This is a genomic window from Phenylobacterium sp., from assembly GCF_041920015.1.
Taxonomy (GTDB): domain Bacteria; phylum Pseudomonadota; class Alphaproteobacteria; order Caulobacterales; family Caulobacteraceae; genus Phenylobacterium.
The window spans coordinates 1-26615 of record NZ_JAYRST010000041.1 but is presented as its reverse complement, the minus strand read 5'-3'; the positions used below and the strand labels follow the sequence as shown (position 1 = coordinate 26615).

Here is a 26615-nt window from a genome sequence, read left to right as displayed (position 1 = left end):
CCGCCGCGGCCTCAGCTACGAACAACCCTATCTGTTCGTCATCTCGCCGCATTCGGACCTGACGCTAAGTCCTCAGATCAACACGAAGGTCAATCCGTTCGTCAACGTCCACTATCGCAAGCGCTTCTATTCCGGCGCCGTGGACGCTCGCTTCGGCTATACTTACGACAAGGACTTCGACAACGACGGCGACCGCTTCGGCGACCTGACCTCGCGCAGCTACATCCTCGCCTCCGGCGCCTTTGCGATCAACGACAAGTGGCGCTGGGGCTTCACCGCCGAACGCACCTCCGACGACCTGCTGTTCGACAAGTACGAAATCGGCGGCGTCTACGAATCGCGCGGCCCCTACATCGCCGACGACCGTCGTCTCATCAGCCAGCTCTATGTGACGCGCGCGAGCCAGAAGTCCTACTTCTCGGCTGCGGCCTTCAGCATCCAGGGCCTGCGTCCGGGCGACAACGAACGGACCTTCCCGATCGTCGCTCCGTTGATCGAGTCGCGCTGGGAGGCCCCGCAGTCCATCGCCGGCGGCCGCCTGCGCCTGCGCGCCAGCGCCGTGGCCCTGACCCGCGAGCAATCGCCGGTCAATGCTCCGCCCCTGCGGCTCGACGGCCTCGACAGCCGCCGCGCCACCGCAGAGGCCGACTGGCGCACCACCTTCACCACGGCCGGCGGCCTGCGCATCTCGCCCTATGTCCAGGGCCGGATCGACGCCTATTCGGTCGACGACAACTTCGCCGGCGTCGTCGGCGTAGCCTCGCGCTCGGACAGCATGACCCGCGCCCTCGGCGTCGCCGGACTTGATGTCAGCTATCCATTCTTCAAGCGTTACAGCAGCTTCACGGCGATTGTTGAACCTATCGTTCAGCTCGCAGCCTCGCCGGAGCTGAAGCAGATCGAACTGGGCCGCAACGCCATCGGCGACCTCGTCTATCTCAACGAGGACGCCCTGACCTTCGAGTTCGACGAGACCAATCTGTTCCGGCCGAACAAGTTCCCCGGCTACGACCTCTACGAGGACGGCCTGCGGGCCAATGTCGGCCTGCGCGGCTCGATCCTCTGGGACGACGGCCGCCGCGCGACCCTGCTGGTCGGCCGCTCGCTGCGTAACGAGCGCAACGAGGCCTTCGGCGCCGGCAGCGGCCTGCGGGACAAGGCCTCGGACTGGATCGTCGCGGCCAGCGCCGAACCCCTGCCCGGCCTCTCGGTCTTCGGGCGCGCGCGCCTGGACGCCGACAGCCTCGACGTCGCCCGCGCCGAAACCGGCGCCAACGTCTCGTCAAAGTGGGGCTACGGTTACGTCCGCTACCTGCGCGACCGCTCCAACCCCAACGCCCTGGCCGGCTCGACCAAGGTCGAGAACCTGGACCTCGGCGGCGAGGTCTATCTGACGAAGAACTGGGGCCTGACCCTCTACGGCAACCGCGACCTGCAGCAGGACGCCTGGGTCATTCGCGATCTCGGCGTGGTCTATCGCGACGACTGTACGCGGGTCGACTTCATCTATCGCAAGGAAGACACCATCCTCGGGCGCCTCGGCCCCTCGGAGTCCTTCACGATCCGCCTAACCCTCGCCACATTGGGCGAACCGTTATATGGCAACTGACAACTGCGGCCGCCGGACGGCGCCGCCTGCTACGGCCAGGCTTAAGGAAGACCTCATCCATGATCCGCGCGCGTAAAGTCACGGGCCTCGCGGCGCGCGGCGTCGCCCTGGCCGCCGCCTTCGCCGCCGCGGCCGCGCCGCCTTACGCCGCCTTCGCCCAGCAGGCCGAACCGCAAGCCGCCGCGCCCGCGCCGGCGCCGGCGCCGGCCGGCCTCAGCGAATCCGTGGCCGCGGTCGTCAATGACGACATCATCTCGACCTACGACCTCGCCCAGCGGATGCGCCTGCTGATCGCCACCTCCGGCATCCAGCCGACCCAGCAGAACATCGCCCAGTTCCAGCGCGAGGCCCTGATCTCCCTGGTCGACGAACACCTGCAGGTCCAGGAGCTCCGCCGTCAGGAGCGCGAGCAGAAGATGTCGATCGTCGCCACCCGCGAAGACGTCGACGAAGAGCTGGCCGAAATGGCCCGCAACAACAACATGTCCCTGGATCAGTTCGTCGCCTCGTTGGCCGGCCAGGGCATCGACGTCTCGACGCTGCGCGACCAGATTCGCGCCCAGGTGAGCTGGCAGCGCTGGATTCGCGGCCGCTACGGCTCGCGCCTGCGCATCGGCGAGGACCAGGTCAAGGCGGTCCAGCAGCGTCAGGAGGCCGCCGCCTCCAAGCCGCAGTACCAGATCAGCGAAGTCTTCATCGACGCGAACCGCGTGGGCGGGCCCGAGGCGGCGCTCAGCGGCGCCACGCAGCTCGTCGCCCAGATGCAGCAGGGCGCGCCCTTCCCGGCCGTCGCCCGCCAGTTCTCGGCCTCGGCCACCGCGGCCAACGGCGGCGACGCCGGCTGGATCACCGCTGGCGAGATGCCGCCCGAGGTCGAGGCCGCCCTTGACCAGATGCGCCCTGGCCAGCTTTCACGGCCCATCCCGGTGCGCGACGGGGTCTATATCGTCTTCCTGCGCGACAAGCGCTCGGGCGCCAGCGCCTCGATCGTCAGCCTCAAGCAGGCCGCTGTCGCCCTGCCGCAGAGCGCGACCGAGGCCCAGGTCGCCGCGGCCAGCGCCACGCTCGAAACCCTCCGCGGCCAGGTGAGCGGCTGCGGGGACATCGAAGCCAAGGCGGCCAGGGTCAACGGCGTCGTCGCCGGCGACCTGGGTGAAGCCGAGATCAAGGACCTGGCCCCCGCCTTCCGCGCCGCAGTCGAGACCCTGCAGCCGGGCCAGGTGTCCGCGCCGATCCGCACCGCGGCCGGCCTGCACGTCCTGGCCGTCTGCGCCAAGCGCTCGGGCGGCGCCGAGGCTCTCTCGACCGAACAGATCGAGAGCCGGCTGTTTGGCCAGCAGCTCAGCATGATCGCGCGCCGCTACATGCGCGACCTGCGCACCTCGGCGACGATCGAGACCCGGTGACGCCCGCAGCGCCGCTCGCCCTGACCCTGGGCGACCCGGCCGGGGTCGGTCCCGAGATCGTGTTCAAGGCCTGGAGCCGGCTGCGCGCCGAAGGCCCGCCATTCGTGGTCGTCGGGGACTTCCAGTCGCTCGCCTCGGCCTCCGGCTCGAACATGCATCTGGTGCGCCGGGTCACCGCGCCCAAACAGGCGACGGAGGTGTTCGCCGAGGCCCTGCCGGTTCTTGACATCCCCCTGCAGAGCCCGGTCATCGCCGGTCAGCCCTCGCCTGTCGCCGCCGCATCCATCGTCCGCTGGATCGAGACCGCGGTGGGGCTGGCCCTGTCCGGCGCGGTCAGCGGCCTGGTCACCGCCCCCATCGCCAAGGCGCCGCTCTACGAGGCCGGCTTCAAATTCCCCGGCCATACCGAGTTCCTCGGCGAGCTGACCGCCGCGGCCAGCTATCAGGGCGCGCGCGGACCGATCATGATGCTGGCCGTGCCGGGCCTGCGCACCACCCTCGTCACCGTCCACGAGCCGCTGTCCAAGGTGGCTGGTCTGCTGACGACGGACCTGATCGTCAACGCCGCCCTGGTCACCGCCCAGGCCCTGCGCCGCGACTTCGGGATCGAGCGGCCGCGTCTGGCCGTCGCCGGCTTCAATCCCCACGCGGGGGAAGACGGCTCCATCGGCCGCGAGGACGCCGAGATCATCGCCCCCGCCGTCGCCCGCCTCCAGGCCGAAGGGATCGACGCTCGCGGCCCCTCGCCCGCCGACAGCCTGTTCCACGCCGATGCGCGGGCGCGCTTCGATGCGGTGGTCTGCATGTATCACGACCAGGCGCTGATCCCGGTGAAGATGCTGGACTTCTGGGGCGGGGTGAACCTCACCCTCGGCCTGCCCATCGTCCGCACCTCGCCCGACCATGGCACCGCCTTCGACATCGCCGGCCGGGGCCTCGCCCGCCCCGACAGCCTGATCGCCGCTATCCGCATGGCCGCCGAGATCGCCGCCCGCCGGGCCGCCTGATCGCGGCGAGCGCCTGGAGCTCCGCCCCTGCCGCCGTCGCCCGAAGACCTCGCCCGCGACCTGACCATCGACTTCGTCGGCGGCGCTGTCGGCCATCGCCACCGCTTCGGCGGCGGCCGGGGCCAGGATCTGCCGCGCGCCGCCGGCTTCGCCAAGGGCTTCACCCCGACCATCGTCGACGCCACCGCCGGGCTCGGGCGCGACGCCTTCCTGCTGGCCAGCCTGGGCGCCGAGGTCACCCTGATCGAGCGCTCGCCCCACGTCCACGCCCGGCTCGCAGAGGCCATCGCCGCCGCCCGTCAGGCCGATCCAGCCACCGCCCAGGCCGCCGGCCGCATGACCCTGTTGCTGGGCGACGCCCGCGAGCTCTTGCCCACCCTCTCGCCCGACGTGGTCACGGTCGACCCCATGCATCCGGAGCGGTCCTCCAGCGCCCTGGTGAAGAAGGACATGCGCACCCTGCGCGACCTGGTCGGAACCGACCCCGACCAGGCCGAACTGATGAACGCCGCCCTGGCCTGCGCGCGCCGGCGCGTGGTGCTGAAATGGCCGCGCAAGGCGCCGCCCATGAGCGGCCTGCCCAGCCCCTCGCACCAGATCGTCGGCAAGACCCTGCGCTACGACGTTTTCATGACGCCCCGGACCTGAGACAATCGCGCCATGAGCGTCGCCTTCACCAAGGAGGAGGACAGCGAGGCCGCCGCCGCCGACCTGCCCGACCGTCCGATCTCCCCCCATCCCAACCTCGTCACCGCCGCGGGCCTGGCTCAGCTTGACGAGGAACTGGCCAAGGCCCGCGCCGCCTACGCCGCGGCCCAGGCCAATGGCGACGTCAGCGCCGACCGCACCGCCATGGCCCGCGCCACCCGCGACCTGCGCTATTACGGCGCGCGCCGCGCCAGCGCCCAGCTCACCACGCCCGACCTGGCGCTAGACACCGTCCAGTTCGGCCGCAAGGTGACGTTCGAGCGCGAGGATGGCCGCCGCCAGACCTTCGCCATCGTCGGCGAGGACGAGGCCGATCCGGCCAAGGGCTCGGTCTCCTACATCTCGCCCCTGGCCCGCGCCCTGCTCGGCAAGTCGGTCGGCGACGTCGCCAGCGTCAACGGCGCCGAGGTCGAGGTGGTCGCGATCGACTGACCGGCGGATCAGTTCGACTGATGCGGGTCGGTGAGCGGCTCCGACAGCGGAGGCGGCGGGCCCGGCTCGTCTCGAACCGCCCGCGCCGGGCTCTCGAGCCAGCGCCGGACCGTGGGCCCGCCAGGACCGCGATGCAGGGCCCGCAACTCTTCGCCGATCCTGCGGTCGGCCTGGGTCACGCGCTGATTGTGCCGCAGGTAATCCAGCCAGGTCGGGCTCTGATAGCGCTCGGTCCAGATCTCCGGGTCCGCAAGGTCGCGCAGCAAGGTCCAGCCCCGGGCGCCGTCCCGCCGCCTGACGATGCGGCGTTCGGCCATGAGGCGGAGAAACTCAGCCGTATGGTGCTCGGGAATCTCGTATTCGATGGTGATCGCCACCGGGCCGCTGCGCGGGGTGATCTGCGCCGGCAAACTCGGCTCGGTCCAGCCCCCGGCCGGATCGAGGTTCAGGCCGCGGGTCGAGGGCAGCGGGAAGCGCAGGCCTGCTGCGGCGCAGGCCAGTTGCAGGAGCCCGGCCCCGGCCAGGGCGATGGCCAGCCCCTCCTTCTCCGCGGTCACGCCCCATAGCCAACTTCCCAAGGCCATGCCGCCGAACGCCGCGAGCTGGTAGAGCGCCAGGGCCCGGGCCACCACCCAGCGGGGGGCGGACATCTGCACCGTGACATTGAATGTGGAAAGGCCGAGCACCCAGGCCGCGCCCGCCACGGAGAGTGCGGCCATGCTGGCGGCGAGCCAGGGGCTGAAGCCGACCGCGATCGCCGCGACCCCGAAGGCGATGCAGGATCCCCGGACGATCACTTCGTTCGCGAGCCGGCTGCGCAGCCGGGTGATCGCCAGCCCGCCGGCCACGGCGCCGACGCCGAAGGCGCCCAGCAGCAATCCATAGATCTGAGGGCCGCCGCGGAGGCCGTCGCGCGCCACCAGCGGCATGAGCGCGAGGACCGCGCTACCGGCGACGCCGAAGACCAGGGAGCGGACCATCACCAGCCTCAAGGCCGAGGACATGACTCCGTAGCGAAGGCCCGCGCCCATCGCCGCCCAAAGGGCTTCGCGTGGAAGATGCTCCACCTCGCGCTTGGGCTTCCACCTCGCCAGAACCACGAGAATGCCGATATAGCTGAAGGTGTTGACGAAGATCGCGACCGCTGCGCCGGCGGCCGCGACGATCACCCCGCCGATCGCCGGACCCAGGCTGCGGGCGACGTTGAAGCCCATCGAGTTGAGCGCGATCGCCCCGGCGAGATCGCGCCTGGGCACCATGTCGCCGACCGAGGCCTGCCAGGCCGGCGCGTTCATCGCCCCGCCGCAGCCGATCATGAAGGTGAAGAAGAGCAGGCTCCAGGGCGTGATCCACCCCAAGGCGGCGAAGGCCGCGAGCCCCATCGACATGAGCAGCATGAAGCCCTGCGCCGCCAGCAGCATCTTCCGGCGATCGACCGTGTCCGCCAGCGCGCCGGCCGGGAGTGAAAGGAACATGATCGGCAGGGTGATCGCGGCCTGGACAAGCGCGACCATGCTGTCCGAGCCGATGGAGGTCATCAGCCAGGACGCGCCGACCGACTGGATCATGCCGCCGAAATTCGAGACCAGGCTCGCCAGCCAGATCGCGCGGAAGATCGGGCTCGCGAAGGGCGACATCATGGTCGGCGCCGGCTCGGGACGGTCCTCCCCAGGGGGTTCTGATGCGTTGTCCGGGCCGACGAGCTTGTTCATTCCAAAGCATACTCGCAACTGGAAGCCAGCCGCCTCCGCCTCGAACAATAGGCCTGCCCGCGCCGCTCCGGCCAGGGCCATGTCCAGAATGCCGGGGCCTCTTCCCACCCCTCGTCGTCCTGGGCCCTGCGCCTAGGATGACGATGGATGATCGGCTCGGCTGACGCTATTCCCGCGCCGCGCTGAGCACGAAGGCCAGGATTTCCGCCACCGCCTCGTACAGCCGCTCAGGGATCTCGTCCTCCAGCTCGATGCTCGACAGAGCCTGGGCCAGGGGCGCGTTCTGCTCGATGGGCACGCCATGGGCGCGAGCGGTCTCGATGATCTTCTCGCCGATCACCCCTCGCCCGCTGGCCACCACCCGCGGGGCGTGCGGCGCCTGATAGTCCAGCGCTACGGCCAGTGTGCGGCGGGGCTCCTGGCTCATGAGACCTGGTCCACCAGTTGGCCGGACGGCGCCTCTACGATGCGCGGCGCGCCGGGGTGCAAGGCGATCTCCGCCTCGAAATCGGCCCGGGCCAAGGCCTGACCCAGCAGGTCGCGGTCGCCCTGCAACCGCTCCAGGGCGCTCGGCCGCTCGGCCCAGATGCCGACGGTGGCGTGACGGCCGTTCAGCGAGACCCGCGCATGGACCGGGCCCAGCGGCTCGATGTCGATGGAAAAGCCTACGCGCCAGATCGGCTCAGCGGCCTCGCTGCGCGCGCCGCGCCCGTCGCGGGCGATCTCGAACTGCGCCACCGCCGCGCCCTGCGGCGTCGTGAACGGCATTTCGAACATCCAGCGCGTCACCTGCGCCTCGACGGGCTGATCCTCGCCCGCAGGCAGGGAGGCGATCTGCAGCAGTTCCTGGCGGGCCACCGCCGCCTCGGTCTGCGCCAGCAGCCTCTGGCCGATGGCGCTGGGCGCAGCGTCGGCCGGCAGGCTTGGCGTGGCCGAGGGCTGGGCCCGCGCCCCGCCTGCGCGATAGGGCGGCGGCGGGGTCCTGGCCGGGCCGCGTGCGTCCGGCGACCGGGGCGCGCCGGCCAGCCAGGCGCTCAGCGCCTGGCGCAGCACCAGCAGGCCGGCCTTCATGTCCTGGCCCAGTGGCGAGGCCTGCGGCTGAGCGGCCAGCCGCGCTTCGAGGAAGAGGCCCGATCCCGAGAGCGCCTTGGCCACGTCCGGCCCCGTCAGCCGCGCATCGGCCGGCGCGGCCTGGGCCAGCACCTGGGCGGCGGCCGAACGCACCGTTCCCGGCAGGTTCGGATTGCGCGCCGCCTGGGTCAGGTCCGCCACCAGCGGGGCCAGCCCGCCCTGGCGGCCGGCCGCCTCCTGGGTCGCCTGGGCCAGCACCTGGGCCTGGACTTGGCCGGAATTGATCTCGATCGACGGGGCGGCCGGGGGCGTCACCGGAATCACCGGCCGGACCGGCGTCACCGGCGTCGCCACCTGCGGCGTCAGCGGACTCTGGATCGGCGTGATGCTCACGTCGCGAATCGCCTCGCAAACCTTTCCATATCCTGGCTGCGGGAAGTGAAGCGGGCCTTAAGGCCCTTTGGCCCGCAGGCCCCAGCCTGCTATGGCGGCGGCGAATGACCCTCGATCAGCTCCCGCCCCTGCGCGAAACCCTCGCCGACCATGGCCTGCTCGCCAAGAAGAGCTTTGGCCAGCACTTCCTGCTGGACCTCAATATCACCCGCAAGATCGCGCGCCTGGCGCAGGTCGGCCCTGGCGACCACGTCATCGAGGTCGGCCCCGGCCCTGGGGGCCTCACCCGCGCCCTGCTGGAGACCGGCGCTCGCGTCACCGCGGTCGAGGCCGACCCACGCTTCGCGCCGTTGCTGGAGGAGTTGTCGGCCGCCAGCGGCGGCGCCCTGACCCTGCGGCTCGAAGACGCCCTGAAGACCGACGAGGCCGCCCTTGCCGCCGGCGCGCCGGCGCACATGGTCTCCAACCTGCCCTACAATGTCGGTACGCCCCTGCTCGTCAAGTGGATGACCGGCGCCTTCATTCCCGCCTCCATGACCTTGATGTTCCAAAAGGAAGTCGCCGACCGCGTCGCAGCTCAGCCCGCCGAGGACGCCTATGGCCGCCTCTCGGTCCTGGCCCAGGCGACCAACCACGCCCAGGTGGTCATGGACGTGCCGGCCCGCGCCTTCACCCCGCCGCCCAAGGTCGCCTCGGCCGTCGTCCGGCTGACGCCGCGCGAGAACCGCCCGGCGCCCGAACGCCTAGATGCGCTGCAAGCCGTCACCGCCGCGGCCTTCGGCCAGCGCCGCAAGATGCTGAGGTCCAGCCTCAAGGCCCTGGGCGGCGCCGAACTTTGCGAAACGGCCGGTCTCTCGCCGGAAGCTCGAGCCGAAATCATCGACGTCGCCGGCTTCCTCGCCCTCGCCGACGCCAGCCGCGCGCGGCGCTAAGGCCCAGGCGGAGGCATCAGCGGCTGGCCGTCGCGCAGCCGGTAGCCGCGCGCCCAATGGCGATAGTCGTTCTCCGACTGCCCGTAGCTCAACATCAGGGTTCCGCGCTCGCCCAGCGGCATGACCGTGGTCAGCGCGCCGCTGCGATAGCCGCCCGTCCCGACGCCGAGTTCGATCTGCCCATGGATTCGGCCGTCGCGCGGCCGGATCGCGCCCTCCAGCCCATCCTCGTCCGAGGGGGCGGGCGAGGCGGCGATCCAGTCCTCGATCTGCTGGGCGGTTTCGGCGCCAGGCGGGCTGCCCGAGGCGCCGGCCGTGCCCATCGCTTCCTGGGCGACGGCGCCTCCGGCCAGGCTGGCGAGGGCGGCGGCGAGGGCTAGGCTACGCATGGTGAACACTCCGACGTGACGCCTTACCCGACCAGGGGAAAAGGGCGCTCATAAGGCCGTCGCTAGAGCCCTTTAGGGTTTGGTGGAATCACCAAACCCGTTGAAAAGGGCTCTAAATCAAGCTCGTAGAGCGCGTTCGGGCGGGCGAACCGCTTAACACTTCGCCCTAACGCGCTCTAGGCGATCAGCGAGGCCGCTCCATCCCAGGCCAGCTTGGCCCCGACCGCGATCAGCAACAGGTAGATGATCCGATAGAAATTGGCGGCGGGCACCCGCCGCACCAGCCACACCCCGGCATAGGTCGAGGCGATCGCCAGCGGCAGCAGCACCGCGGCCGTCGCCATCGCCTCGCGCGTGAACTGCCCCAGCGCCCAATAGGCCGGGACCTTCATCCAGTTCACCACGGCGAAGAAGATCGCGCTGGTCCCGATGAAGGTGTCGCGCGGCAGGTTCTTCGGCAGGACGTACATCTGGAACGGCGGCCCGCCGGCATGGGCGATCTGGCTGGTGAAGCCCGCGGCGACCCCGGCGACGACGCCTCGCCACGGCACGCGCTCGACCTGCGGCGCACGCGCCGGCGCGCTCGAGCGCTCGGCCCACAGCCGCAGCAGGGCGAAGACGATGGCCACCGCCCCGACCGCCAGCTCCACCGCACCCGGCTTGACGAAGGCGGCCAGGGCGTAGCCCAGCGCGATCCCCACCGCCGCGCTGGGCAGCATCAGCCGCAGCACCTTGGCGTCCCAGGTCTTCCGGAACGCCCAGACGCTGACCACGTCCTGCACGATCAGGATCGGCAAGGTGATCGAGGCCGCCAGCACCGGCGAGATCGCCAGCGCCATCAGCGGCACGGCGATCACCCCGATGCCCGCGAACCCGCCCTTGGCGAGGCCCAGCAGGATCACCGCCGGAACGGCCACGGCGTAGAAGAAGGGATCGGTCAGCACCCGGCCCGCTTACGTCGATTCAGCGGCCCGCCCTATGGCGAGGGCTCGGGCCGCGACACCACGAAGGCCGCGCAGGCGGCCAGGGCCGCCCCGACGCCGAGGGCCAGCCAGAGGCCCGGATGCGCCGAAAGGAAGAAGATCACGAAGCCGCCGGTCATGCCTGAGCAGGCCAGGACCTTCGCCTTGCGCGGAATCGCCCCGTTCTCGCGCCAGGCCCGGACCAGCGGGCCGAAGCGCCTGTGCCCCAGGATCCAGGCCTCCAGCCGCGGCGAGGAGCGCGCGAAACAGGCCGCCGCCAGGATCAGGAACACCGTCGTGGGCAGCAACGGCAGGAACGCCCCGACGATCCCCAAGGCGGTGAACCCGAAGCCCAGAAGCAGGAAGACGATGCGCGCCATGCTATTTGAGACTCTCTCTCAAAAGCTGCGCGAGCGATAGCCGAAAACGCCGACCTTCCGCATTGCGGCGCCGACCGCCCTCCACTCGCCCGCTGCAAGCCTGACTCCCGGCGCTGTCCAGGGTTCGCCGAGGCGACCGCCGCCTCCGCCAGGGATTGTCCACGACGCGCCCGCAAACGTGGCCGCAAGGCCGCTTTTCGAAATCGAGGTTAACGAAAGAGCGCCGCGAGGCCGGATTCCAGCGCCGTCAAAAACCCACGTTCGACTACCAAAGGTCGTTTTTGCGAACCAACCGACTGGCGTGACGCACGTGACTCCACAGATGCCCGCAAGAACAGAAAGCCTGATGAAACTTGCGCTCGCGCGCTTTCAGGGGGCGGCCAGCGCGAATAATCGCCGTCACCTTAAGTTGCGCCGGCCTCATCCGGTTTCGTGGCGTCCGCACCATCGTTGACAGCTTGGAATTTCAAGCAGAACCTCACCTTCAAGGCTTGGGGGCAAGTCGCGGTCTTCCTGCCGAAACATATTGCGACGCGAAAGAGCCAGGATGGAGCCATCCTGTCCTTGGCTTAGGGAGGAAGAATACATGCGATCAGTGCCACGCATGCGGCATTTGCTCATCATGGGCGTTTGCACCGCAGCAATTAGCGCCGGCTCGACGTCGGCGTTCGCGCAATCGACCGGCAACGTTATCGAAGAATTGGTCGTCACCGCCGAGAAGCGCGAGCAAAGTCTTCAGGACGTGCCGGTCGCCATCTCCGCCTTCACCAGCACGCAACGCGACAAGGTCGGCATCGCGACCGTCCAGGACCTGACCAACTTCACCCCAGGCTTCGTCTACCAATCGTCCAACGACCGGGCGAGCATGCGCGGCATCGGCCGCCTGACCAACGTCCACTCGGTGGACGGCGCGGTCTCCATCTATATCGACGGGCTGTTCACCACCTCGACCGTTCTGGCCGGAGGACCGCCGCTGGACGTCGACCGGGTGGAAATCCTCCGCGGCCCGCAAGGCACGCTCTACGGGCGCAACGCCATCGGCGGCACCGTGAACGTGATCTCGGTGCGCCCGACCGAAGACTTCTACGCAGAAGTGCGCGGCATCGTCGAAAGCTACGGCTTCACCAACGTCCAGGCGGCGGTCTCCGGCCCGATCGCCGACGGCCTGCGGTTCCGCCTGTCCGGCTACAAGCTCGACCAGCACGAAGGCTACTTCGAGAACGTCAACAGCGGTCGGCCGACCGAAGGCACCAAGCGCAACGAATATCAGGTCCAGGCCCAGATCGAGGCCGACCTCGGCGAGAACGCCGAACTATGGGCGTCCTACAAGACGCTGGTCTGGCACAACCGCGGCGGTCCGGGCGCCCGCGCCGGCTACCTCAACGATCCCTATGAACTCGGCCTCACCGACCCCAACTTCTCGGTCGTCTACAACTCCGCCTTCGGCTACTCGAACAACATCGTTCCTGGCAGCCTGCAGCAATACAACGGCGGGACAACGACCTCCAATCCGGCCCTGAGCGACAGTCACAAGTTCAATACGAACATTCCGCAGCGGGTGCGCCTGCGTGACGTGAACTCGTTCACGACCCAGTTCGTCTATCATGCTCCGTCCTTCGACATTAAGTATGTCGGTGGTATCCAGGAGTATAAGTACGACCTCTACGGCGACACCGACGCCACCAACGTGGCGTCGTTCCAGATCCCGCTCGCCGCCGGTTCGCTCTGCGGCAACGTCGCGGCGCTCTACGCCGCCGGCGCCTCGACGGTGAACTGTACGCCGCTCACCGTGAACGCGAACAACGGCTACCACTACTTCGAGTATCCGAAGTGGTACAGCAACGAGATCAACATCTCGTCCACGACCGATTCTCCGGTCCAGTGGATCTTCGGCCTCTTCCAGTATCAGGAACAATACAGCGGCACCGGCAGCACCGCCGACTTCTTCCTCGTCGGCCCCAGCAACCTGGCCACGCCGGTCCTCGGCGCCGCAGCCAACCCGGATCAATGGTGGTCGACCGGCAACTACGCCCTGACCACCCAGAGCAAGGCGGTGTTCGGCCAGGTCGACTGGCAGATGACCGACACCCTGAAGCTCACCGTCGGCCTGCGCTACACCAAGGACAAGAAGTTCGGCACCGAGTACCGGCGTATCGTCTGTAACTCGGACGTGTGCTATCCGGGTCTCTACTCGGCCCTGGGCCTCAATGGCTTCGGACCGGGCACGGCCGCCAACTACGGCAGCCTGCTGGGCAACCTCAACGCCCTGCCCGCAGTCGGACAGGCCCTCGGCCTCGGTAACGCCCTGGCTGGCCTCGCCGGCCTTGGCAACGGCGCCTTCGACCTCACCGACACTCTCGCGCCCAAGAGCACGGCGGGCCTTATCGAGGGCGTATCCACGCCGTCGGTCTGCACCGCGGGCGTCTGCCGTCAGTACGTGGTCGACAAGAACTCCGGCATCGCCAGCCGCGAACTCAGCGGCACCTCCGACGCCCCGACCGGCACTGTCGGTCTGCAGTGGGAGCCGGACGACAGCCTCATGGCCTATGCCCGCTACAGCCGTGGCTACAAGGCGTTCGGCTTCTCGGCCGGCGGCTTCCTGGCCGTTCCCAAGGCCGACGCGGAATTCGCCAACGCCTATGAAATCGGCATCAAGAAGAACTTCTCGAACCTGCAGATCAACGCGGCGCTCTTCTATATCGACTATCGCGACCTGCAGGCGCCGGTGACGGTCCGCATTGGCCCCACCAATGTCAGCCAGTTCATCAACATCGAGAAGTCGCGCTCCAGCGGGATCGAACTCAGCGCCATCTGGCAACCGATCCAGCCGCTGCGCCTCACCCTCGACTACGGCTACAACCCGACCAAGATCGTGAAGAGCTCGCCGCTGGTCGACGTCAACGACAACGTCGTCACCGCAGCCGTCGACATCACCGGCAACAAGCTGCCCCAGGCGCCCGAGCAGAAGGTGGCGATCAACGCCTCCTACACCTTCGATTGGGATCCGGGCTCCCTGACCCTCGGGGCGACCTATCTCTACCGCTCCAAGTCCTACGCCAACGTCTTCACCCGCGAGTACAACATGGCCCCGTCCTGGGATCAGGTCGACCTGCGGGCCTACTGGCAGCCGTCCGGCGGCAAGTACACCGTCATCGCCTATGTGAAGAACCTGTTCGACACCGAAGGCTACGCGGCTGCGGTCGCCGGCTCCCAGCGCAACGCGCCGCTGTTGCAAGGTGCGCAGACCCTGGAACTGACCCCGCCGCGGATCTTCGGCATGGAGCTCCAGTACCGGTTCTGATCGTGTTCAGCCGGCATGGCCCTGGCCATGCCGGCGCCCCAGGCCAGCCAGGCGCAGAGTTGTTGCGCTCCAAAGGCGACTCCGGCGACCTCCTAAGCGCCGAACTTCAAGCCCCCGGCTCCGTCGGGGGCTTTTTCCTTCAGGCCGAGGCCAGCGCCGCGACCCGCGCCGCCAGGGCCCGGTTCACCGCCTCGTAGGCTGGCGTGAAGTCCCGCGCGACCCGCGCCTTGCTCCAGGTCGCCGGCAGAAGCCCGCCCAGCACCTCGGTGTGCAGCACATGGGTTCCTCCGGTCTGCGGCGTCAGCAGGAAGCCATGCCGGCCGGCGAAGATCAGCGGCACATGCCCCGACCAGGCCAGTTCGCGCCCAGGCTCGGCCGCGACGATCCGCACCGTCTGTCGAACCACCGCCTCGCCGCCCGTCGCCAGGTTGCGGAACACCATGGCCGCCCTGGTCCCCGCCTCGGCCCGGCCGCGAACCTGCAGGTTCAGGGGATTCCAGTCGCCATAGCGCCCGAAGTCGGCCAGCACGTCCCAGACGGCCTGCGGCGGGGCCGCGATCACGGTCTCGGTGCGGATCTGATGCATGGCGCGACCATAGCCCTCCGTGCTCTAGTCACGCCATGGCGCACACCGACATCGCCACGCGCACCTACAACCACGGCTGGCGGCTGGACCCGATCGTCCGCAGCCTGCTCGACACCGATTTCTACAAGCTGCTGATGCTGCAGCTCATCTGGCGGCGCCACCGCGACCTGCCCGTGACCTTCTCCATGATCAACCGCAGCCGCAGCGTGCGGCTGGCCGACATTGTCGACGAGGGCGAGTTGCGCGCCCAGCTCGACCACGCCCGCACCCTGGCCTTCACCAATCGCGAGCTGATCTGGCTGGCCGGCAACACCTTCTACGGCAAGACCCAGATGTTCGCGCCGGACTTCATCGCCTGGCTGCGCGACTTCCGCCTGCCCGCCTACGAGCTCTCGCGGCGCGACGGCCAGTACGACCTCAGCTTCCATGGCCCCTGGACCCACACCACCATGTGGGAGATTCCCGCCCTGGCCATCGTCAACGAGCTGCGCACCCGCGCGGTGCTGCGCGGCCAGGGCCGCTTCGCCCTGGACGTGCTCTACGCCCGCGCCAAAGCCAAGCTGTGGGAGAAGGTCGAACGGCTGCGCGCCCTGCCGGACCTCGCCATCTCCGACTTTGGAACCCGCCGGCGTCATTCCTTCCTCTGGCAGCGCTGGTGCGTCGAGGCGCTGAAGGAGGGCCTCGGCCCCGCCGTGCTAGGGACCTCCAACGTGCTGCTAGCCATGGAGGGCGACCTGGAAGCGATCGGCACCAACGCTCACGAACTGCCCATGGTCGCCGCCGCCCTCGCCCGCGACGACGCCGAGCTGCGCGCCGCGCCCTATCGGGTGCTGGACGAATGGCGCCAGGCCTATGGCGGCAATCTGCTGATCGTCCTGCCCGACGCCTTCGGCACGCGCGCCTTCCTGAACGACGCCCCCGACTGGGTCGCCGACTGGACCGGCTTTCGCCCCGACAGCGCCCCGCCCATCGAGGGCGGCGAGGAGATCATCGCCTGGTGGAAGCGCAAGGGCGTCGATCCGCGCGGCAAGCTGCTGGTCTTCTCGGACGGCATGGACATCGCCTCGATCGAGGCTGCGCACCGTCACTTCCACGGCCGCGTGCGCATGAGCTTCGGCTGGGGCACCAACCTCACCAACGACTTCCGCGGCTGCCTGCCGGGCGGCGGCGAGGCGCTCGACCCGTTGTCCCTGGTCTGCAAGGTCACCGAGGCGGCCGGCCGCCCGGCGGTGAAACTGTCGGACAATCCGGAAAAGGCCACCGGCGATCCCGCCGAGATCGCGCGCTACCTGCGAGTGTTCGGCGAGGCCGGCCGCACCGCCCAGCCGGTCAGCGTCTAGAGCCGGCCTCCACGGGCCTGCGCCAATCCGCCCCAGCCCCAGGCCGCAACCAATCGGGTCTCCGCGCGCTTCCTCCTCCGCGCCCAAGCTCGACCGCGTTTCGAGCTCCGCGCCACTTCCCCGACATCAGGCGGCGATGACGCACGAGCATACCGATTCATAGAACTGAATCGTCAATATCCATAATTCATGGAAATAGGATCATACCAATGCCCATATTTCGCCTTAAGCCGGCCCTTCGTCCGCCGAAATGGCCGGCCAATCTGTACGTCTCGGGGAAGGGCCTCACAGCAGTATTGGGAGACCTCATGCGTTCCATTCTCACCTTCGGGGCTGCGGCCCTCGCCATCTCGCTCGCCGCGCCGGCCTTCGCTCAGGACGCGGCTGAAAACCCGCCGGCCGCCAGCGCCCAGGGCTCGGACGCCAGCGCCGCCGCCGCCACCCTCGCCGTCGGCTCGACGGTCAAGGACAAGACTGGAGCCGTCATCGGTTCGGTCTCGGCGGTCAAGCCTGACGCCGCCGGCAAGCAAGTCGCCACCATCAAGATGGGCGAAGATTCCTTCACGGTGGACACCGACAAGCTGGCGGTCGCCGACGGCTCGGCGACCATCAACGCCACCGCCGACGAACTGAAAGCCATGCTTCAGAAATAGGCCGCTGGCCCGTTCTGTCTGAAAGCGCTCCGCCTCCACCCGCGGAGCGCTTTTTTTTTTCGAGCGTCCAAGCTCGGCCGCCGCCGTCAGCGGAACAGATAGACCTTACCGCCCGAGCGCGCCGGCATGGGTCCCGGCGTCACCACGAGTTCGGCGCGCCGGCCGCCGCAGATGCAGCGAAACCGATCGGAAAAGGCGCGCAGCGGCAGGCCGCCCAGGCCTTGCGCGACCCAATGGCTGGGATCGCAGGGCGAGGCATGCCCGCATCCGGGCGCAGCGCATCGCGCCACCAGATGGCGATCGAGCCCCACCCCCGCCATCAGCGGCTCCAACTGCATGTTCGTCCCGCCCGCCATAGCTTCGCCTCCAGCCCAAGCCTCGGCGCGAACAAAAGCAGAACTTTGAGGCATGCGCGACTCCGCCAGGGTTGTGAGAGGGCACACCATCGGAAGAGTCGGACCACGCCGGAACAGCCGCGCACGTCGTTTACGGCGATTTCTGTGAATGACGCGCCCGCCCTATTCCTTCAGCAGCGCATCCACGAAATCGGGGAGCCACGGATTGCGCCCCGGCTTCATCCGCTCCGAGCGGTAGATGTGCCCCAGGTCCGCATAGGCGCGGTCGAAGTTCTTGTTGACGATGACGTAGTCGTAGAGCCGCCAGTGCTCGATCTCGTCCTTGCCCTTCACCAGGCGCTTCTGAATCACTTCCTCGCTGTCCTGGGCCCGCGCATGCAGCCTCCGCGACAGGTCGTCCCAGGACGGGGGCAGGATGAACACCCGGACGCTGTCGGCCGGCGCGGCGTCCGCCACCTGCTTGGCGCCCTGCCAGTCGATGTCGAACAACACATCCTTGCCGGCCTCCAGCGCGGCCATCACCGGCGCCTTCGGCGTGCCGTAGCGGTTGTCGTGCACATCGGCCCATTCGAGGAATTCGCCGCGCTCGATCATGGCGTCGAAGGTCGGCCGATCCACGAAATAGTATTCGCGCCCCTCCTCCTCGCCCGGCCGCGGCGCGCGCGTGGTGCACGAGATCGACAGCATCAGGTCGCTATGGTCGGCCACCAGCCGCCGCGAGAGCGAGGTCTTGCCCGCGCCCGAAGGCGAGGAGATCAGCAGCATCATGCCCCGTCGCGTCGTCTCCCAGGGACGGGGATGGTCTTGTCCGTCGGTCATTCTCTCGTCTCTCGCCCCATACTCTTCCATGTCATCCCGGAAGGCGCGCAACGCCTGTCCAGGCCCCATGAACGCCTGGTCGCGCAGGCTCCGCGCCGCCAGCGCCACGCTCGGGAGCATCCGTGTTCATAGGCGACAGCCCGCCCAGAACCCTATTCCACGTTCTGCACCTGCTCGCGGAACTGCTCGATCGTCGCCTTAAGCTCCAGCCCCACCGTGGTCAAAGCCCCCAGCGCCGATTTCGAGCATAGGGTGTTGGCCTCGCGCATGAATTCCTGGGTCAGGAAGTCCAGCCGCCGCCCCTGCGGGCCATCGGCGGCGATATGGCCCCGCGCGGCGTCCACGTGCGCCTTCAGCCGGTCGAGTTCCTCGCGCACGTCCGCCTTCACCGCCAGGGCGGCCGCCTCGCTGGCGATCTTGTCGGGACTGACCGCCTCGCCCGCCAGCTCGATCATCCGCCGCTCGAAACGCTCCTTGATCGCGGCCGGCTGGCCTTCGGCCAGGGCGGCGGCCTCACCGACCAGCGCCTCGATCCTGTCGGTCAGGCCGATCAGCACGGCGGTCAGGGCCAGACCCTCCTCCCGCCGCGAGGCGGCCAGCGCCTCCAGGGCCGCGCCGACCGACAGGGCCACCGCGGCCTCCAGCTCGGCCTGCGCCTGCGGGTCGTCCGCTGGCTCGGCCGCTTCGATCACGCCGCGCAGCGCCAGCAGCCCGTCCAGGCTGGGCGGTCCGGCCTTGCCGGCGGCCAGCAGCGGCGCGCCCAGCGCCAGATAGCGCTCCAGAACCTCCTGATTGACCCGGACGTCGGCGGCGCTCTCGGCCCGCCGCGCCTGCACGCCGACATTGACCTGCCCGCGCGCGAACCGGCTCTGCGCGGCCTCGCGCGCCGCCCGGTCCAGCCCCTCGAAGCCCGGCGGTCCCCGGAATCGGACCTCCAGGTTGCGACCGTTCACCGACCGCGCCTCCACCGCCCACGACCAGTCGCCCGCCGCGCCCTCGGCGCGCCCGAACCCGGTCATTCCGCTCAACGGCATTGCAAGCTCCTCCGACAGGCCGCGAGGGGTCGCACATCCGGGCCGGTCTTGCAAAGCGTCGGCGTCTATCGGCCGACGAGCGCCCGCAGGCTGGGCAGGAACGCGGCGATTTCGCCAACCAGCACATCGACCCGCCCTCTTACAGCGGGCTCCTCCGCCGCAGCCGCGAGCGCCTCCAGCCGCGCCTCGAAGCGCCCGATCTCCGCGGCCATCTCCGGTTGGAGGGGCAGGCGCCGGGCGGCGGCCAGCAGGGCCAACAGCTTGTGGATCTCCCACATGGTCGCAAAGGCGCTCGACATCGGACCCAGCAGGTCCGGCTCGGTCAGCCAGCTCCGCCCGCCGAACGTCTCCTGCACCACCCGCTGGCCCGCGCCGTGACAGTCGTGCTGCACGCAGCCTCCGAAGCCGAGGTCGAGCCGCCGCTCATAGATCCGGCAGCCGCCGCAGGCATCGAGGTTCGGGCAAGGCTCGCCCGCCGCCTTCTCCACGGCGAAATCCGCCGAGCGCTCGAAGGCGAAGGCCACGCAGCAGAGCGCGGCGCATCGACTGCAGTCGGGTCGAAGCCGCTCGTCTGATGTCGCGGCCATGCCGGTCATCGGCGTACCTTCCAGGGAGGCGACCTACCGCGCCTTCAGGCCCGCGGCCTTTTCCTGCAGGGCGGCGGCCTGCCCCTGCTGCTTTTCGACCGCGCGCCACCGAGCAACGTTCTTCAGATGCTCGTCATAGCTCGTGGCGAAGACGTGGCCGCCGCTGCCGTCGGCGACGAAGAACAGGTGCTCGCTGGCCGGGGGATCGAGCACCGCCGCCAGGGCCGCCCGGCCCGGATTGGCGATCGGCGTCGGCGGCAGGCCGTCGATCTGGTAGGTGTTGTAGGCGTTCGGCCGCGCCAGTTCCGAGGCGCGCAAGCCCCGGCCCAGCGGCTTTCCACCATTGAGGCCGTAGATGATGGTCGGATCGCTCTCCAGCCGCATGCCCTTGCGCAGCCGGTTCACGAACACCGCGGCGACCTGCGGCCGCTCGCTGGCGATCCCGGTCTCCTTCTCGACGATCGAGGCCAGGGTGACGGCCTCCTGCGGCGTGCGGATCGGCAGGCCCGGCTGGCGTTTCTCCCAGAGCAGGGCCAGCAGTTCGTCCTGGGCCTTCATCATGCGACCCAGCACCGCCGAACGGTCCTCGCCGCGTTCGTACTGGTAGGTCTCGGGCAGGATCGAGCCTTCCGGCGGGGCGGCGACGTCGCCGCTCAGGTCGGGCTTGGCCATCAGCACCGCGACGGCCGCTTCGGAGGTCATGCCCTCGGGGATCGTCACCTGATGGATGACAATCTTGCCGTCGCGAATGTCGGCCAGGATCGAGGCCATCGAGGCGCGGCTGGCGAACTCGTACTCGCCCGCCTTCAGCGACTTGGCCGCCCCAGTCAGTTGGGCCGCGGCGGCGAACATCGCCTTGGAGCGGATCGCGCCCGTCCGTTCCAGGGTCGCGGCGATCTCGGTGAGGCCCGCGCCCTTGCGCAGCATCACCACCCGCGTCTCGCCGCCGTCGGCGGCCGGGCCAGGCCCCTGGTAGGACCAGAGCGCCCAGGCGAAGGCGAGCGCCAGCACCACGCCCAGCGTAGCCACGGCGCTGCCGAACATGATCGTCAGGCGCTTGAGGGGCGTCAGCCCCCCGGCGGACTTGCGGCGTCCGCCTTTCCCGCTCCTGCGAGGCTTTCGGCTCACGAGACCTTCTTGAACACCACGGACGCGTTGGTGCCGCCGAAGCCGAAGCTGTTCGACAGGGCGACGTCGATCTTCATCGGCTTGGCCTTGTTCGGAACCAGGTCGATCTCGGTCTCCACCGACGGATTGTCGAGATTGATGGTCGGCGGGGCGATCTGGTCGCGAATCGCGAGCACGGTGAAGGCGCACTCGATGGCCCCGGCCGCGCCCAGCAGGTGGCCGGTCGCCGACTTGGTGGACGACATGGTCACGTCCTTGGCCGCATTGCCGAGCAGCCGGGTGACCGCGCCCAGCTCGATCTCGTCGCCCAGCGGGGTCGAGGTGCCGTGGGCGTTGACGTAGTCGATGTCGGCCGGGGTGACGCCGGCGTCGTTGATCGCCGCGCGCATGGCGCGGAAGCCGCCGTCGCCGTCCTCGGCCGGGGCGGTGATGTGATAGGCGTCGCCGGCCAGGCCGTAGCCCGCCACCTCGGCGTAGATCTTCGCCCCGCGCGCCTTGGCGTGCTCGTACTCTTCCAGCACCAGGACGCCGGCGCCCTCGCCCATCACGAAGCCGTCGCGGTCCTTGTCATAGGGACGGCTGGCCTTCTCGGGCGCGTCGTTGAAGCCGGTGGACATGGCGCGGCAGGCGATGAAGCCGGCGATGCCGACCGGGCAGATCGCCGCCTCGGCGCCGCCGGCGATCATCACGTCGGCGTCGCCGTACTTGATGAGACGAGCCGCGTCGCCGACCGCGTGGGCGCCGGTGGCGCAGGCGGTGACGACCGAATGGTTCGGGCCCTTGAAGCCGTGACGGATCGAGACCTGGCCCGAAGCCAGGTTGATCAGGGCCGAGGGGATGAAGAACGGGCTGACCCGGCGCGGGCCTTTCTCGAACAGCTCGACGCTGGTCTTCTCGATGGTGGCCAGACCCCCGATGCCCGAGCCGATGATGACCCCGGTGCGTTCCTTCTGCTCCTCGGTCTCGGCGACCCAGCCCGAATCCTTCACCGCCTCGTCGGCTGCGGCGATGGCGTAGAGGATGAAGTCGTCGACCCGCCGCTGGTCCTTCGGCGGCAGGGTGTCGTCGGGGTTGAACGAGCCGGGCACGTCCGCCCCGCCCCCGCCGCGCCCGTCGACCCGCGGCACCTCGCACGCCACCTGGCAGGCGTAGTCGGTCGGATCGAAGGTGGTGATCCGCCCCGCGCCGGACTTGCCGGCCAGGATAGCCTTCCAGCTTGTCTCGGCGCCTTGGCCGAGAGGGGTCAGCAAACCGATGCCGGTGACGACGACGCGACGCATGAGCGGCCCTCCAAACGCAGACCGCCGCGAACTCCGGGGAGCTTCGCGGCGGTCAAATAGTCGATGAATTCCTCAGGTTCGCCTTAGGCGCCCAGGCGTTCACCGATGAACTTCACCGCATCGCCGACGGTCTGGATGTGCTCGGCGGCGTCGTCCGGGATCTCGATGTCGAACTCTTCTTCAAAGGCCATGACCAGCTCGACGTTGTCGAGGCTGTCGGCGCCCAGGTCGTCGATGAAGCTGGCCTTCTCGGTCACCTTCTCCGGATCGGCGTCCAGGTGCTCGATGACGATCTTGCGCACGCGTTCGAGGATGTCGGACATTCGCTTAAAGTCCCTTGTGTTTCGCTAAATCCATCCGCGACGTCCGACTGGATGTCAACCGTTGCGGATATACGGGTAGAGACCTTCGCCTCGCCAGTTCGCGCGGCGACGTAGCATGTTCGCCACGGCCGCGCCAGCGGGCTCAGATCATGGCCATGCCGCCGTTCACATGCAGGGTCTGGCCCGTCATGTAGGCGGCCTCGTCGCTGGCCAGATAGACGCAGGCGGCCGCCACCTCGGCCCCCGTCCCCAGCCGCGCGGCGGGGATGGTGGCCATGATCTGGGCCTTCTGCTGCTCGTTCAGGGCGTCGGTCATCGGGCTCTCGATGAAGCCCGGCGCCACGCAGTTGACGGTGATGCCGCGGGTGGCGACCTCCTGGGCCAGGGCCTTGGAGAAGCCGATCATGCCGGCCTTCGAAGCCGCGTAGTTCGCCTGGCCCGGATTGCCCATCACCCCGACGACCGAGGTGATGCCGATGATTCGGCCCCAGCGCCGCTTCATCATGCCGCGCATCGCCGCGCGGCTGAGCCGGAAGTAGCTCTCGAGATTGACCTTCAGGACCGCGTCCCAGTCCTCGTCCTTCATCCGCATCAGCAGCCCGTCGCGGGTGATGCCGGCGTTGGCGACCAGGATGTCGATCGGCGCGCCGGCGGCTTCCTCGGCCCGTCCGATCAGGCTGTCGACCGATTCCGCGTCCGACAGGTTGGCGGCCACGGCCGAGGTGCGCTCGCCCAGTTGTTGGGCCAGGTCCTGCAGCACCGCCTCGCGGGTGCCCGACAGCGCCACATGCGCGCCGGCGCCGTGCAGGGCCTTGGCGATCTCGCCGCCGATGCCGCCGGTCGCCCCGGTGACGAGCGCGGTCTTTCCGCTCAGGTCGAACATGTCAGAGTCCCTTCGCGAAGGCTTCGAGATCGGCCGGCGTGTTGAGCGGCGTCGCCTCGGCGTCGGGCGCGATGCGCTTGGCCATGCCCGACAGCACCTTGCCGGCGCCGGCCTCGGCGAAGCGGGTCACCCCGCCCTCGCCGGCCAGCCAGATCATGCTCTCGCGCCAGCGCACGCGGCCGGTGACCTGCTCGACCAGCAGGCGGCGAATCTCCTCAGGATCGAGGGTCGGCCGGGCGGTCACATTGGCCACCACCGGCGCGCGCGGCGCCACGATGGTCGCCCCGGCCAGCGCCTGGGCCATCTCGTCGGCGGCCCGCTGCATCAGCGGGCAGTGGAAGGGCGCCGAGACGTTCAACGGGATCGCCCGAGCCCCCAGCTCCTTGGCCTTCTCGATGGCCAGGTCCACCGCGGCCTTGTCGCCCGAGATCACCACATTGCCGTTGTTGTTGTCGTTGGCCACCACGCAGACGCCAGCCGCCGAACCGGCCTGCGCGGCCGCCTCGGCCAGGGCCACGTCGGTCTTCGGGCCGATCAGCGAGGCCATGGCTCCGGCCCCCACCGGCACGGCCCGCTGCATGGCCTGGCCGCGCAGCTTCAGCAGCCGGGCGGTGTCGGCCAGGCTGATGGCGCCGGCCGCCGCCAGGGCCGAATATTCGCCCAGCGAGTGCCCGGCGACGAAGGCCGCCTTCTCGATCCCGACGCCGAATTCCTTTTCCAGCGTCCGGGTCACGGCCAGCGACACGGCCATCAGGGCCGGCTGGGCGTTCTCGGTCAGGGTCAGGTCGCCTTCCGGCCCGTCCCGCATCAGGACCGAGAGCTTCTGGTTCAGGGCGTCGTCGACCTCCTGGAACACCTCGCGCGCAGCGGCGAAGGCCTCGGCGAGGTCGACGCCCATGCCGACGGCCTGGCTGCCCTGGCCAGGAAAGATGAAGGCGAGGCTCATGAAGGCCCTCCCAGGTTCCTCGACGATTCCTGCCGCGAGGGTTAGGGGATTAGGCTTCGCCCGGCAAGTTGGCCTTTCCCTTACGACAGGCTGGCCAGCCGCCGTCCGGGGGCGATAGCTTGCCTCCCAGAACAGGATCGGGAGGTCTGGATGCGTGCGGTGATCCGGCGGAACAAGCAGCTCGTCTGCGACGAGATCGCAGACCTGAAGCCGCAGGCCGGGCAGGTCCTGGTCCGCACCCTCGCCTGCGGGATCTGCGGCTCTGACCTGCACGCCCTGCACCACATGGAGCACATGATCGACCTGACCCGCCGCGCGGGCGGGATCGGCGAGGGCTTCGACCCGACCCTCGACACCGTCTTCGGCCACGAGTTCTGCGCCGAGATTCTCGAACACGGCCCGGGCACGACCGGCGCCCTGAAGGCCGGGACCCGCATCGTCTCGGTCCCGGCGACCCTGACCCCGGCCGGCGGCGTCGAACTGCTGGGCTTTTCCAACACCCTGCCCGGCGGTTTCGCCGAACAGATGATCCTGTCGGAAGCGATGCTCCTGCCGGTGCCCAACGGCCTGCCGACCGACAAGGCCGTGCTCACCGAACCCTTCGCCGTCGGCGCCCACGCAGTCGCCAAGGCGCGGCTGGAGCCAGACAGCGTCGCCCTGGTGGTCGGATGCGGCCCGGTGGGGCTGGCCGTCATCGCCGGCCTGAAGGCGCGCGGCCACGGCCCGGTCATCGCCGCCGACTACTCGCCCCGCCGTCGCCGCGCGGCCGAGCGCCTGGGCGCCGACGTCGTCATCGACCCGGCGGTCGAAAGCCCGCACGCCCGCTGGGAAGGCTTCGGCGTCCCCACCGCCCGCGCCGCCCAGAACATGGCCCGCATGATGGGCCGGACCTTCGGGCGGCCCATCGTCTTCGAATGCGTCGGTTCGCCCGGCGTGCTGCAAAGCCTGATCGAGGCCGCGCCCGCCGGCTCGCAGATCGTCGTGGCCGGGGTCTGCATGGAGACCGACCGAATCGAACCGGCCATCGCGATTACCAAGGAGATCGAGCTGACCTTCGTGTTCGGCTACACGCCCGAAGAGTTCGCCGCCACCTTGCACGACATCGCAGAAGGCCGCCTGGACGTGGGCGACGTGGTGACCGGCAAGGTCGGGCTCGACGGCGTCGCCCAGGCCTTCAAGGACCTGGGCGATCCCGAAGCCCACGTGAAGATCCTGGTCGAGCCTTGAAAACCGATCCTCAGAGCTTCATGGCCGCGAGGTATCCGGTCAGCTCCAGATAGCCTCGGGCGCCGTCGCCCTGCACCGCGCCTTCCCAATAGACGGGGCCGCCGGAGGCGCGGCTGTCCAGTTCCTGATCGTCGAACAGCGGCCGCAGCCGCCAGGTCCGCTCGCGGCCGCCCAGTTGCACGCTCACCGAGCGCTCGACCGGATAGGCCGCGCCGGTGCGCGGCGAGCGCCAGGTGCGGTGGGTCGCAAACCGCACCTCGCCCTTGGCGAAGCGGGTCGTCACCCCGGCGGCGGTGCGGTGAGCCCCGCCCGTCCACAGCGCCCGGCCCTTCGCATCGCGCACCTGGAACGCCATCAGCGCCCCGCCGCCCTCCAGGTTCAGGCCCACCCAGTCCCAGCCCACCGCGGACGGGTCCAGCAGGGTCGAAGACCATTCCCGGTCGAGCCACGCCGTTCCGGTCACCGCGACCTTGCGCCCGCCGCGCACGATGGCGCCCGAAACCGCCATCTGCGGCAGGCTGTAGTAATAGCTCGCCTGTTCGGGCCGCGGCCCCTTCTGGCTGTAGCCGCCCTTGCCTTGCAGCAGCGGCGGCTGGGTCGGGCGGAAGGCGAGGTCCAGCGCAAAGCCCTCCCCCTTGGCCTTGGCGGCGAACCGGCCGTCAACAAGACGGCGCAGGCTCCAGTCGTCGATGACCAGGTCCGCATCGCCGGTCGCGGCCCTGGCCAGGCCGAACCCCTCGCGCGCGATCCGCTGTCCGTGCAGCAGCCGCCCCCGCGCCGGGTCGGAAAGGGCCGCATGGGCGAACAATACCTGGCGCGGCGCGAACGCGCTGGGATTGCCCCCGGCGAGCGGCGGGCGCGAGCGGAAGAAGGTGACCTGGAAGCCCAGGTCCTCGCCCGCCTCGGTGCGAAGCCAGCCGGTGACGTACCACCACTCGGTCCGAAACATCGGATGGGCGCCGTGGTCGGCCGGGAAGCTCAAGGACACCCCGGGGCGCACCACCGGATAGTCCGGCGCCTGCGCTGCGGCGGGCGCGCCAAGCAGGGCCAGGGTCGCCATCAGGCCCGCCAGCAGCCGGCCCATCACCAATCCTCCCGCACCGCGCGCACCGCATCCTGCTACAGCGCGCGCCGCCCGGCCAGCATCGCGG

Annotated in this window: 27 protein-coding genes; 10 read left to right on the top strand and 17 right to left on the bottom strand. The window is 69.5% G+C overall.

Going from position 1 to position 26615, the window contains the following annotated elements; all coding sequences use genetic code 11:
• From ACE3TL_RS10330 to greA, 5 genes are all read left to right on the top strand, one after another.
• Window positions 1-1609 (top strand): LPS-assembly protein LptD (locus ACE3TL_RS10330; protein ID WP_374578606.1); only part of this gene is annotated, 1609 nt, incomplete at its 5' end.
• A gap of 59 nt (window positions 1610-1668) precedes the next feature.
• Window positions 1669-3015 carry a peptidylprolyl isomerase gene (locus ACE3TL_RS10325; RefSeq protein WP_374578605.1) on the top strand — a complete coding sequence of 449 codons (1347 nt, stop codon included), beginning with the start codon at window positions 1669-1671 and terminating at the stop codon, window positions 3013-3015.
• Window positions 3012-4022 (top strand): 4-hydroxythreonine-4-phosphate dehydrogenase PdxA, encoded by a 1011-nt coding sequence (gene pdxA, locus ACE3TL_RS10320; RefSeq protein WP_374578604.1) that lies wholly within the window; start codon window positions 3012-3014, stop codon window positions 4020-4022. The genes ACE3TL_RS10325 and pdxA overlap by 4 nt, the downstream gene beginning before the upstream one ends.
• Before the next feature lie 27 nt (window positions 4023-4049).
• Window positions 4050-4670, top strand: a complete 621-nt coding sequence (locus ACE3TL_RS10315) for a class I SAM-dependent methyltransferase (RefSeq protein ID WP_374578607.1) — start codon at window positions 4050-4052, stop codon at window positions 4668-4670.
• Window positions 4671-4682: 12 nt separating this feature from the next.
• The gene (gene greA / locus ACE3TL_RS10310) at window positions 4683-5162 is read left to right on the top strand and encodes a transcription elongation factor GreA (protein WP_374578603.1); all 480 of its coding nucleotides are present in this window, start codon (window positions 4683-4685) and stop codon (window positions 5160-5162) included.
• 8 nt (window positions 5163-5170) lie between these two features.
• Here the strand turns inward: greA and ACE3TL_RS10305 are convergent, their stop codons facing one another.
• Genes ACE3TL_RS10305 through ACE3TL_RS10295 form a run of 3 tightly spaced genes read right to left on the bottom strand, consistent with a single transcriptional unit; the run spans window position 5171 to window position 8338 of the window.
• The gene (locus ACE3TL_RS10305) at window positions 5171-6982 is read right to left on the bottom strand and encodes an MFS transporter (protein WP_374578602.1); all 1812 of its coding nucleotides are present in this window, start codon (window positions 6980-6982) and stop codon (window positions 5171-5173) included.
• Between the two features lie 58 nt (window positions 6983-7040).
• A complete protein-coding gene (locus ACE3TL_RS10300; RefSeq protein WP_374578601.1) occupies window positions 7041-7301 on the bottom strand; it encodes an EscU/YscU/HrcU family type III secretion system export apparatus switch protein in 261 nt (86 codons plus the stop codon).
• The gene (locus ACE3TL_RS10295; protein ID WP_374578600.1) at window positions 7298-8338 is read right to left on the bottom strand and encodes a flagellar hook-length control protein FliK; all 1041 of its coding nucleotides are present in this window, start codon (window positions 8336-8338) and stop codon (window positions 7298-7300) included. Before ACE3TL_RS10295 ends, ACE3TL_RS10300 begins: the two co-directional genes overlap by 4 nt.
• 104 nt (window positions 8339-8442) lie before the next feature.
• Here ACE3TL_RS10295 and rsmA point away from each other — a divergent pair, with 104 nt between their 5' ends.
• A complete protein-coding gene (gene rsmA, locus ACE3TL_RS10290) occupies window positions 8443-9270 on the top strand; it encodes a 16S rRNA (adenine(1518)-N(6)/adenine(1519)-N(6))-dimethyltransferase RsmA (RefSeq protein WP_374578599.1) in 828 nt (275 codons plus the stop codon).
• Here rsmA and ACE3TL_RS10285 read toward each other — a convergent pair.
• The 3 genes from ACE3TL_RS10285 to ACE3TL_RS10275 form a co-directional block, all read right to left on the bottom strand.
• Window positions 9267-9659, bottom strand: coding sequence for a hypothetical protein (locus ACE3TL_RS10285; protein WP_374578598.1), 393 nt, complete (start codon window positions 9657-9659; stop codon window positions 9267-9269). The two genes, rsmA and ACE3TL_RS10285, sit on opposite strands and share 4 nt — an antisense overlap.
• 176 nt (window positions 9660-9835) lie before the next feature.
• Window positions 9836-10603 (bottom strand): sulfite exporter TauE/SafE family protein, encoded by a 768-nt coding sequence (locus tag ACE3TL_RS10280; RefSeq protein ID WP_374578597.1) that lies wholly within the window; start codon window positions 10601-10603, stop codon window positions 9836-9838.
• A 32-nt stretch (window positions 10604-10635) separates the two neighbouring features.
• Entirely contained in the window at window positions 10636-11001 is a 366-nt protein-coding gene (locus ACE3TL_RS10275; RefSeq protein ID WP_374578596.1) for a YbaN family protein, read from the bottom strand.
• A 604-nt stretch (window positions 11002-11605) separates the two neighbouring features.
• Between ACE3TL_RS10275 and ACE3TL_RS10270 the strand changes: the two genes are divergently transcribed.
• A complete protein-coding gene (locus ACE3TL_RS10270; RefSeq protein ID WP_374578595.1) occupies window positions 11606-14302 on the top strand; it encodes a TonB-dependent receptor in 2697 nt (898 codons plus the stop codon).
• Between the two features lie 139 nt (window positions 14303-14441).
• Here the strand turns inward: ACE3TL_RS10270 and ACE3TL_RS10265 are convergent, their stop codons facing one another.
• The gene (locus ACE3TL_RS10265) at window positions 14442-14888 is read right to left on the bottom strand and encodes an SRPBCC family protein (protein ID WP_374578594.1); all 447 of its coding nucleotides are present in this window, start codon (window positions 14886-14888) and stop codon (window positions 14442-14444) included.
• 35 nt (window positions 14889-14923) lie between these two features.
• Between ACE3TL_RS10265 and pncB the strand changes: the two genes are divergently transcribed.
• Together pncB and ACE3TL_RS10255 are read left to right on the top strand one after the other, a co-directional pair.
• On the top strand, window positions 14924-16228 hold the full coding sequence (gene pncB / locus ACE3TL_RS10260; RefSeq protein WP_374578593.1) for a nicotinate phosphoribosyltransferase: 1305 nt from the start codon (window positions 14924-14926) through the stop codon (window positions 16226-16228).
• Between the two features lie 308 nt (window positions 16229-16536).
• Window positions 16537-16881: a hypothetical protein gene (locus tag ACE3TL_RS10255; RefSeq protein WP_374578592.1), complete on the top strand. Its 345-nt coding sequence runs from the start codon at window positions 16537-16539 to the stop codon at window positions 16879-16881.
• Window positions 16882-16967: 86 nt separating this feature from the next.
• Here ACE3TL_RS10255 and ACE3TL_RS10250 read toward each other — a convergent pair whose 3' ends face one another.
• From ACE3TL_RS10250 to fabD, 9 genes are all read right to left on the bottom strand, one after another.
• A complete protein-coding gene (locus ACE3TL_RS10250) occupies window positions 16968-17237 on the bottom strand; it encodes a hypothetical protein (protein ID WP_374578591.1) in 270 nt (89 codons plus the stop codon).
• Between the two features lie 162 nt (window positions 17238-17399).
• Entirely contained in the window at window positions 17400-18056 is a 657-nt protein-coding gene (gene gmk, locus ACE3TL_RS10245) for a guanylate kinase (protein WP_374578590.1), read from the bottom strand.
• Between the two features lie 152 nt (window positions 18057-18208).
• A complete protein-coding gene (locus ACE3TL_RS10240) occupies window positions 18209-19090 on the bottom strand; it encodes a YicC/YloC family endoribonuclease (RefSeq protein WP_374578589.1) in 882 nt (293 codons plus the stop codon).
• Between the two features lie 65 nt (window positions 19091-19155).
• Complete coding sequence (locus ACE3TL_RS10235) at window positions 19156-19686, bottom strand: hypothetical protein (protein ID WP_374578588.1); 531 nt, start codon at window positions 19684-19686, stop codon at window positions 19156-19158.
• Between the two features lie 24 nt (window positions 19687-19710).
• The gene (mltG, locus tag ACE3TL_RS10230) at window positions 19711-20805 is read right to left on the bottom strand and encodes an endolytic transglycosylase MltG (RefSeq protein ID WP_374578586.1); all 1095 of its coding nucleotides are present in this window, start codon (window positions 20803-20805) and stop codon (window positions 19711-19713) included.
• On the bottom strand, window positions 20802-22085 hold the full coding sequence (gene fabF / locus ACE3TL_RS10225) for a beta-ketoacyl-ACP synthase II (RefSeq protein WP_374578585.1): 1284 nt from the start codon (window positions 22083-22085) through the stop codon (window positions 20802-20804). The genes mltG and fabF overlap by 4 nt, the downstream gene beginning before the upstream one ends.
• Window positions 22086-22168: 83 nt before the next feature.
• A complete protein-coding gene (locus tag ACE3TL_RS10220; RefSeq protein WP_056019455.1) occupies window positions 22169-22408 on the bottom strand; it encodes an acyl carrier protein in 240 nt (79 codons plus the stop codon).
• A 142-nt stretch (window positions 22409-22550) separates the two neighbouring features.
• Window positions 22551-23291, bottom strand: a complete 741-nt coding sequence (gene fabG, locus ACE3TL_RS10215) for a 3-oxoacyl-[acyl-carrier-protein] reductase (protein ID WP_374578584.1) — start codon at window positions 23289-23291, stop codon at window positions 22551-22553.
• A 1-nt stretch (window position 23292) separates the two neighbouring features.
• Entirely contained in the window at window positions 23293-24237 is a 945-nt protein-coding gene (gene fabD, locus ACE3TL_RS10210; protein ID WP_374578583.1) for an ACP S-malonyltransferase, read from the bottom strand.
• A gap of 150 nt (window positions 24238-24387) precedes the next feature.
• Between fabD and ACE3TL_RS10205 the strand changes: the two genes are divergently transcribed.
• Window positions 24388-25464, top strand: a complete 1077-nt coding sequence (locus tag ACE3TL_RS10205) for a zinc-binding dehydrogenase (RefSeq protein ID WP_374578582.1) — start codon at window positions 24388-24390, stop codon at window positions 25462-25464.
• A gap of 10 nt (window positions 25465-25474) precedes the next feature.
• Here the strand turns inward: ACE3TL_RS10205 and ACE3TL_RS10200 are convergent, their stop codons facing one another.
• On the bottom strand, window positions 25475-26548 hold the full coding sequence (locus ACE3TL_RS10200) for a lipocalin-like domain-containing protein (protein ID WP_374578581.1): 1074 nt from the start codon (window positions 26546-26548) through the stop codon (window positions 25475-25477).
• Window positions 26549-26615: the final 67 nt, after the last annotated feature.

Bases quoted from the DNA above. Each gene is read 5' to 3' on its own strand.
- ACE3TL_RS10325 (WP_374578605.1), top strand. From the start codon at position 1,669: ATGATCCGCGCGCGTAAAGTCACGGGCCTCGCGGCGCGCGGCGTCGCC.
- greA (WP_374578603.1), top strand. From the start codon at position 4,683: ATGAGCGTCGCCTTCACCAAGGAGGAGGACAGCGAGGCCGCCGCCGCC.
- ACE3TL_RS10300 (WP_374578601.1), bottom strand. From the start codon at position 7,301: ATGAGCCAGGAGCCCCGCCGCACACTGGCCGTAGCGCTGGACTATCAG.
- rsmA (WP_374578599.1), top strand. From the start codon at position 8,443: ATGACCCTCGATCAGCTCCCGCCCCTGCGCGAAACCCTCGCCGACCAT.
- ACE3TL_RS10285 (WP_374578598.1), bottom strand. From the start codon at position 9,659: ATGCGTAGCCTAGCCCTCGCCGCCGCCCTCGCCAGCCTGGCCGGAGGC.
- ACE3TL_RS10275 (WP_374578596.1), bottom strand. From the start codon at position 11,001: ATGGCGCGCATCGTCTTCCTGCTTCTGGGCTTCGGGTTCACCGCCTTG.
- ACE3TL_RS10270 (WP_374578595.1), top strand. From the start codon at position 11,606: ATGCGGCATTTGCTCATCATGGGCGTTTGCACCGCAGCAATTAGCGCC.
- ACE3TL_RS10265 (WP_374578594.1), bottom strand. From the start codon at position 14,888: ATGCATCAGATCCGCACCGAGACCGTGATCGCGGCCCCGCCGCAGGCC.
- pncB (WP_374578593.1), top strand. From the start codon at position 14,924: ATGGCGCACACCGACATCGCCACGCGCACCTACAACCACGGCTGGCGG.
- ACE3TL_RS10255 (WP_374578592.1), top strand. From the start codon at position 16,537: ATGCGTTCCATTCTCACCTTCGGGGCTGCGGCCCTCGCCATCTCGCTC.
- ACE3TL_RS10250 (WP_374578591.1), bottom strand. From the start codon at position 17,237: ATGGCGGGCGGGACGAACATGCAGTTGGAGCCGCTGATGGCGGGGGTG.
- gmk (WP_374578590.1), bottom strand. From the start codon at position 18,056: ATGACCGACGGACAAGACCATCCCCGTCCCTGGGAGACGACGCGACGG.
- ACE3TL_RS10240 (WP_374578589.1), bottom strand. From the start codon at position 19,090: ATGCCGTTGAGCGGAATGACCGGGTTCGGGCGCGCCGAGGGCGCGGCG.
- ACE3TL_RS10235 (WP_374578588.1), bottom strand. From the start codon at position 19,686: ATGACCGGCATGGCCGCGACATCAGACGAGCGGCTTCGACCCGACTGC.
- fabF (WP_374578585.1), bottom strand. From the start codon at position 22,085: ATGCGTCGCGTCGTCGTCACCGGCATCGGTTTGCTGACCCCTCTCGGC.
- ACE3TL_RS10220 (WP_056019455.1), bottom strand. From the start codon at position 22,408: ATGTCCGACATCCTCGAACGCGTGCGCAAGATCGTCATCGAGCACCTG.
- fabG (WP_374578584.1), bottom strand. From the start codon at position 23,291: ATGTTCGACCTGAGCGGAAAGACCGCGCTCGTCACCGGGGCGACCGGC.
- fabD (WP_374578583.1), bottom strand. From the start codon at position 24,237: ATGAGCCTCGCCTTCATCTTTCCTGGCCAGGGCAGCCAGGCCGTCGGC.
- ACE3TL_RS10205 (WP_374578582.1), top strand. From the start codon at position 24,388: ATGCGTGCGGTGATCCGGCGGAACAAGCAGCTCGTCTGCGACGAGATC.
- ACE3TL_RS10200 (WP_374578581.1), bottom strand. From the start codon at position 26,548: ATGGGCCGGCTGCTGGCGGGCCTGATGGCGACCCTGGCCCTGCTTGGC.